The 6,850-nt window shown below is 63.7% G+C and carries 6 protein-coding genes; 4 read left to right on the top strand and 2 right to left on the bottom strand.

Going from position 1 to position 6,850, the window contains the following annotated elements; all coding sequences use genetic code 11:
• Positions 1-28: 28 nt before the first annotated feature.
• The gene (locus G3436_RS24755) at positions 29-808 is read right to left on the bottom strand and encodes a PhzF family phenazine biosynthesis protein (RefSeq protein ID WP_163950600.1); all 780 of its coding nucleotides are present in this window, start codon (positions 806-808) and stop codon (positions 29-31) included.
• Between the two features lie 92 nt (positions 809-900).
• Entirely contained in the window at positions 901-1,371 is a 471-nt protein-coding gene (gene ybaK / locus G3436_RS24750; RefSeq protein ID WP_163950596.1) for a Cys-tRNA(Pro) deacylase, read from the bottom strand.
• Between the two features lie 302 nt (positions 1,372-1,673).
• Between ybaK and G3436_RS24745 the strand changes: the two genes are divergently transcribed.
• The 4 genes from G3436_RS24745 to glpD all read left to right on the top strand — a co-directional run bounded on the left by G3436_RS24745 (position 1,674) and on the right by glpD (position 6,823).
• Positions 1,674-2,525, top strand: coding sequence for an MIP/aquaporin family protein (locus G3436_RS24745; RefSeq protein ID WP_163950581.1), 852 nt, complete (start codon positions 1,674-1,676; stop codon positions 2,523-2,525).
• Between the two features lie 65 nt (positions 2,526-2,590).
• Entirely contained in the window at positions 2,591-4,090 is a 1,500-nt protein-coding gene (glpK, locus tag G3436_RS24740) for a glycerol kinase GlpK (RefSeq protein WP_163950579.1), read from the top strand.
• A gap of 257 nt (positions 4,091-4,347) precedes the next feature.
• Positions 4,348-5,103, top strand: coding sequence for a DeoR/GlpR family transcriptional regulator (locus G3436_RS24735; protein WP_163950577.1), 756 nt, complete (start codon positions 4,348-4,350; stop codon positions 5,101-5,103).
• A gap of 181 nt (positions 5,104-5,284) precedes the next feature.
• Positions 5,285-6,823 carry a glycerol-3-phosphate dehydrogenase gene (glpD, locus tag G3436_RS24730; RefSeq protein ID WP_163950575.1) on the top strand — a complete coding sequence of 513 codons (1,539 nt, stop codon included), beginning with the start codon at positions 5,285-5,287 and terminating at the stop codon, positions 6,821-6,823.
• Positions 6,824-6,850 lie beyond the last annotated feature (27 nt).

Below are 6,850 nucleotides of genomic sequence, written 5' to 3'. Positions count from 1 at the left end.
CTTGCCAGCGAAAGGGCCGTTGATACCCCTAGATGAACAATGTGCCGCTTGCCACCAGGGTCGCATGCCCACCTATCTTCACCCGATCCCCCTCCAGCCGACAGAACAGCTCGCCCCCGCGCGCTGAACATTGCCGCGCGCGCAATGCATCCTGATCCAGGCGCTGGGCCCAGTACGGAATCAGCGAGCAGTGCGTGGAGCCGGTCACCGGGTCTTCGGGTATGCCGATGCCTGGCGCGAAGTAGCGCGACACGAAATCATGCTCGACGCCGCGTGCGGTGACGATCACGCCAAGGCCCGGCAACGCCGCCACTGCGGCCATGTCCGGGCGGCATTCGCGCACCGCCTGTTCGCTGTCGAGCACCACGAACAATTCGTTGGTCTGCCACACCTCGACCACCGGGCATCCCAGTGCCTGCGCCACCGGCGGCAGTTCACTCAGCGGCTGCGGGTCGTAGCGCGGGAAGTCCAGCACCAGGCGCCCGGCCTCGCGCGTTACCGTCAGCGGCCCGGAGTGGCTGTCGAACTGCAGGCGCTCGGCGGTTTCCCCATACACCTCGAACAGCACATGCGCACTGGCCAGCGTGGCATGCCCGCACAGCGGCACCTCGGTGGCGGGGGTGAACCAGCGGATGCGCCAGCGCGCCCCCTCGCGTACCACAAAGGCGGTTTCGGCCAGGTTGTGCTCGGCCGCAATTTTCTGCATCAGTTCATCGGGCAACCAATGCTCAAGGCGATAGACCATCGCCGGGTTGCCGCTGAACGGCTGGGTACTGAAGGCATCGACCTGGTGAAATTCAAGCGGCATACGGCAACTCCTGTAGATGAAGGCAGCGAGCATGCCTGTCGTGGCGCCCACGCTTCCATATACAGAATCAGCTGATTTGGAGCATACAGATCTCAGTCGCGCGCAATGGCGGCAAAGCGCGCCTGGGTATGCTCGGCCAGCACCGCCGCCGCCAGCTCCACCTCCAGCCCGCGCCGGCCCGCGCTTACATGGATGCTGTCGAACTGCTGCGCCGATGCATCGATGAACGTGCGCAGGCGCTTCTTCTGGCCCAGCGGGCTGATGCCGCCCAGCAGATAACCGCTGGAGCGCTGTGCAGCCGCCGGGTCGGCCATCTCGCATTTCTTCACCCCGGCGGCATGCGCCAGCGCCTTGAGGTCCAGGCTGCCCACCACCGGCACTACAGCAACCAGCAACTCGCCCTTCTCGCTGCTGGCAAGCAAGGTCTTGAACACCTGGGCAGGCGCCAGGCCGAGCTTCTCGGCCGCTTCCAGCCCGTACGAGGCAGTCTTGGGGTCATGTTCGTAACTGTGGATACGGTGCTCGGCGCGCACTTTCTTGAGCAAATCCAGGGCGGGGGTCATGCGGGGCTCCAGGCAGGGGAATCGGTTGTCGATTGCTGGCTACTTTAGGACAAAACCCGAACGCCAACCATGACCCACCGGGTTGCCAGCGGCGTCATCTGCCCTGCCTTCAGTCAGATTGTGAATGGTGGTTCACTTTCGACCTTTGACATCAGCGTTTCTTGTCTATATTTTTTCGAATCTGAATATAGAGCTGCCCTGATAAGGTGCATTTCTGCCGCCAACCCGACCAGAATGGGGATTCTGTTCGGTTTTTTGTCGAGCGCACACGCGCCTCACAACAACAAGAACCGAGGTAACCAATGACCACTGCGCTACGAGAACCGACATTGTCCGGCCAATGCATGGCCGAATTCCTGGGCACCGCGCTACTGATCTTTTTCGGTACAGGCTGCGTGGCAGCGCTCAAGGTCGCGGGTGCCAGTTTTGGCCTGTGGGAAATCAGCATCATCTGGGGCGTCGGCGTGAGCATGGCGATCTACTTCACCGCCGGGGTGTCGGGGGCACACCTGAACCCCGCCGTGAGTATCGCCCTGAGCCTGTTCGCCGGCTTCGACAAGCGCAAACTGCCGTTCTACATCCTGGCCCAGGTGGCCGGTGCCTTCTGCGGCGCGGCACTGGTGTACACCCTCTACAGCAACCTGTTCTTCGATTACGAACAGGCCCACGCCATGGTACGCGGCAGCCAGGCCAGCCTGGAACTGGCCTCGGTGTTCTCCACCTACCCGCACCCGGCGCTGTCCACCGGCCAGGCGTTCCTGGTAGAAGCGATCATCACCGCGATCCTGATGGCGGTGATCATGTCACTGACCGACGACAGCAACGGCTTGCCACGCGGCCCGCTGGCACCGCTGCTGATCGGCTTGCTGATCGCCGTGATCGGCAGCGCCATGGGGCCGCTGACCGGCTTTGCAATGAACCCGGCACGTGACTTCGGGCCCAAGCTGATGACCTTCCTGGCCGGCTGGGGCAATGTGGCCTTTACGGGCGCACGCGACACTCCATATTTCCTGATTCCGATCATTGCACCGATCATAGGTGCAAGCTTCGGTGCAGCGCTTTATCGCGGCGTGATCGCGCGCAACCTGCCCACGGCAGCCAGCGCGAGCGCCCAGACTGACGACAACGCTCAAGGCAAGACCCAGGCATCCTGATGCCGGAACGGCGAGCCACGCTCGCCCTGCCCTGAACCCCACCTATTTAGTGCAAGGCCACTGACATGACAGACACCCAGCACAAGCACTACATCATTGCCCTGGACCAGGGCACGACCAGTTCGCGGGCCATCATCTTCGACCGCGATGCCAACGTGGTCGGCACCTCCCAGCGCGAGTTCGCCCAGCACTACCCGCAAGCAGGCTGGGTCGAACACGACCCGATGGAAATCTTTGCCACGCAGAGCGCGACCATGGTCGAAGCACTGGCCCAGGCAGGCCTGAGCCATGACCAGGTGGCGGCCATCGGCATCACCAACCAGCGTGAAACCACCGTGGTGTGGGACCGCGAGACCGGTCGCCCGGTGTACAACGCCATCGTCTGGCAGTGCCGGCGCAGCACCGAGATCTGCGAGCAACTCAAGCGTGACGGCCATCAGGATTACATTCGCGAAACCACCGGCCTGGTCACCGACCCGTACTTCTCCGGCACCAAGCTCAAGTGGATCCTGGACAACGTCGACGGCGCACGCGAGCGCGCCGAACGCGGCGAGCTGCTGTTCGGCACCGTGGATACCTGGCTGATCTGGAAGTTCTCCGGTGGCAAGGTGCACGTCACCGACTACACCAACGCCTCGCGCACCCTGCTGTTCAACATCCATACCCTGCAGTGGGACGAAAAGATGCTGCAACTGCTGGGCATTCCCAAGCAGATGCTGCCGCAGGTGCGCTCGTCCTCCGAAGTGTATGGCCACACCAAGAGCGGTATCGCTATCGCCGGCATCGCCGGTGACCAGCAGGCCGCGCTGTTCGGCCAGATGTGCGTCGAGCCTGGCCAGGCAAAGAACACCTACGGCACCGGCTGCTTCCTGCTGATGAACACCGGCGACAAGGCCGTGCAGTCGTCCCACGGCCTGCTCACCACCATCGCCTGCGGCCCCCGCGGCGAAGTGGCGTACGCGCTGGAGGGCGCGGTGTTCAACGGCGGTTCCACCGTGCAGTGGCTGCGCGACGAACTGAAGATCGTCAACGATGCCCACGACACCGAATACTTCGCCAGCAAGGTCAAGGACAGCAACGGCGTGTACCTGGTACCGGCCTTCACCGGTCTGGGCGCCCCGTACTGGGACCCGTATGCACGTGGCGCGCTGTTCGGCCTGACCCGTGGGGTGAAGGTCGACCACATCATCCGTGCCGCGCTGGAGTCGATCGCCTACCAGACTCGCGATGTGCTCGACGCCATGCAACAGGATTGCGGCGAACGCCTGAACGCGCTGCGTGTGGACGGTGGTGCGGTGGCCAACAACTTCCTGATGCAGTTCCAGGCCGATATCCTCGGCACCTGCGTGGAGCGCCCGCAGATGCGCGAGACCACGGCGCTCGGCGCCGCCTACCTGGCCGGTCTGGCGTGTGGGTTCTGGAGCGGACTGGACGAGCTGCGCGGCAAGGCCATCATCGAGCGCGAGTTCACCCCGCAGCTCGATGACGTGCACAAAGAGAAGCTGTATGCCGGCTGGCTCAAGGCTGTGGACCGTACCCGTGACTGGGAACCGCACGAGGAGTAACACCTCTCTGGCCCCTTCGCTGGCAAGCCAGCTCCCACAGGTAATTCACTGCCCTTAAGAACAGTGGGGTACCTGTAGGAGCTGGCTTGCCAGCTCCCAGAGTCAATTCACTGTCCTGAAGAATAGTGGGGGGCGTGTGGGAGCTGGCTTGCCAGCGAAGGGGTGCACAGGATCGTTTCAGCCAGCCACCACACTGGCCCCCGCCCCGTTCCTGCGGCATCATGCAGAATTTGCCCGGCAGCCCAAAAGGACCGCCCATGAATCTGCCCCCTCGCCAACAACAAATCCTCGAACTGGTCCGCGAACGCGGCTACGTCAGTATCGAGGAAATGGCGCAGCTGTTCGTTGTCACCCCGCAAACCATTCGCCGCGACATCAACCAACTGGCTGAGGTCAACCTGCTGCGCCGCTACCACGGTGGCGCCGCCTACGACTCCAGCATCGAAAACACGGCCTACGCCATGCGCGCCGACCAGATGCGCGACGAAAAGCAGCGCATCGCCGAAGCCATCGCCGCACAGATCCCGGACCACGCTTCGCTGTTCATCAACATCGGCACCACCACCGAATCCATCGCCCGCGCCCTGCTCAACCACAACCACCTGAAGATCATCACCAACAACCTGCACGTGGCTTCGATCCTGAGCGCCAAGGATGACTTCGAAGTGCTGCTGGCCGGCGGCAACGTGCGCCGCGATGGCGGCGTGGTCGGCCAGGCGAGCGTCGACTTCATCAACCAGTTCAAGGTCGACTTCGCCCTGGTCGGCATCAGCGGCATCGACGAAGACGGCAGCCTGCTGGACTTCGACTACCAGGAGGTGCGGGTGTCCCAGGCCATCATCGCCAACGCACGCCAGGTGATCCTGGCCGCCGACTCCAGCAAGTTCGGGCGCAACGCCATGGTGCGTCTTGGCTCGATCAGCCTGATCGACTGCCTGGTAACCGACCAGCCGCCAGTTGCCGCCCTGGCCCACCTGCTCAACCAGTACAAGATCCGCCTCGACGTGGTGTGACGGTACGCCTGCAGCCCCCACAACGGGGGCTGTTCGAATGTTCAGTATTTTTCATTTAATTGTCATCTGATCAGTATTTTCTATTGAAAGCGACTGGCGGCCGCCATTTTGTTGCGCTACCATTTTCGCAAATGAACATTAATGTTCAAATTCGATGCTTACAGAATTCAGAGGCCGCCTCGTGTCCCAGTCCAGCTCGCCATCGCCCGCCCTTGCCGAAATCTATGACATTGCCGTGATTGGTGGCGGCATCAACGGCGTCGGTATCGCCACCGATGCGGCCGGGCGCGGCCTGTCGGTGCTGCTGTGCGAAAAGGACGACCTGGCCAGCCACACGTCCTCGGCCAGCAGCAAGCTGATCCACGGTGGCCTGCGCTACCTGGAGCACTACGAGTTCCGCCTGGTGCGCGAAGCCCTGGCCGAGCGCGAAGTGCTGCTGGCCAAGGCGCCGCACATCGTCAAGCCGATGCGCTTCGTGCTGCCGCACCAGCCGCACCTGCGCCCGGCCTGGATGATCCGCGCCGGCCTGTTCCTGTATGACCACCTGGGCAAGCGCAAACAGCTGGGTGCCTCGCGCAGCCTGCGCTTCGGCCCGGGCAACCCGCTCAAGCCAGCCATCACCCGCGGCTTCGAATACGCCGACTGTGCGGTGGACGACGCGCGCCTGGTGGTACTCAATGCCATGGCCGCACGCGAGCTGGGCGCACACATCCTGACCCGCACACGCTGCGTCAGTGCTCGGCGCGTGGGTGCATTGTGGAACGTGCAGCTGGAGCGCCCCGACGGCACCCAGCAGACCATCCAGGCCCGCGCACTGGTGAATGCCGCCGGCCCGTGGGTGGCCCGGTTCATCAAGGACGACCTCAAGCTGGAGGCGCCGTACGGCATCCGCCTTATCCAGGGCAGCCACCTGATCGTGCCGCGCCTGTACGAGGGCGAGCACGCCTACATCCTGCAGAACGAAGACCAGCGCATCGTGTTTGCCATTCCGTACCTGGAGCGCTTCACCCTGATCGGCACCACCGACCGCGAGTACAGCGGCGACCCATCCCAGGTCAGCATCACCGAGGCCGAGACCGACTACCTGCTCAAGGTGGTGAATGCGCACTTCAACCATCAGCTGGCTCGCACCGACATCCTCAGCACCTATTCCGGCGTGCGGCCACTGTGCAACGACGAATCGGACAACCCCTCGGCGGTCACCCGCGACTACACCCTGGCGTTGTCGGCGAGTGGCGGCGAAGCGCCGCTGCTGTCGGTGTTCGGCGGCAAGCTGACCACCTACCGCAAGCTGGCCGAGTCGGCGATGGCCGAGCTGGCGCCGTACTTCACTCAGATGAAAGGCAGCTGGACCGCTACCTCCAGCTTGCCTGGCGGTGAACAGATGACCACGCCGCAGGCGCTGTGCGACGAGATCCTCGCACGTTGCGGCTGGTTGCCGGCCGAGATCGCCAAGCGCTGGGCGCTGACCTACGGCAGCCGCGTTTGGCGCCTGCTCGAAGGCGTACAGGGCCCGGACGACCTGGGTGAGGCCATCGGTGGCGGGCTGTTCGCACGCGAGGTGGATTACCTGTGCGCCGAGGAGTGGGCCGTGAGCATCGACGACATCCTGTGGCGACGCACCAAGCTGGGGCTGTTCACCACCGCAGCAGAGCAGCAGAACCTGCGCACCTACCTGCAACGGGTGGAACTGAGCCGCGGGCGCATTCAGGCCGCCTGACACCGCGTCGCCCCTTTCGCTGGCAAG

The sequence above is a fragment of the Pseudomonas brassicae genome, assembly GCF_010671725.1.
In the GTDB taxonomy this organism is placed as follows: Bacteria; Pseudomonadota; Gammaproteobacteria; order Pseudomonadales; family Pseudomonadaceae; genus Aquipseudomonas; species Aquipseudomonas brassicae.
Note: the sequence above shows the minus strand (reverse complement) of the source record. Positions and strands in the feature narration are given on the sequence as shown.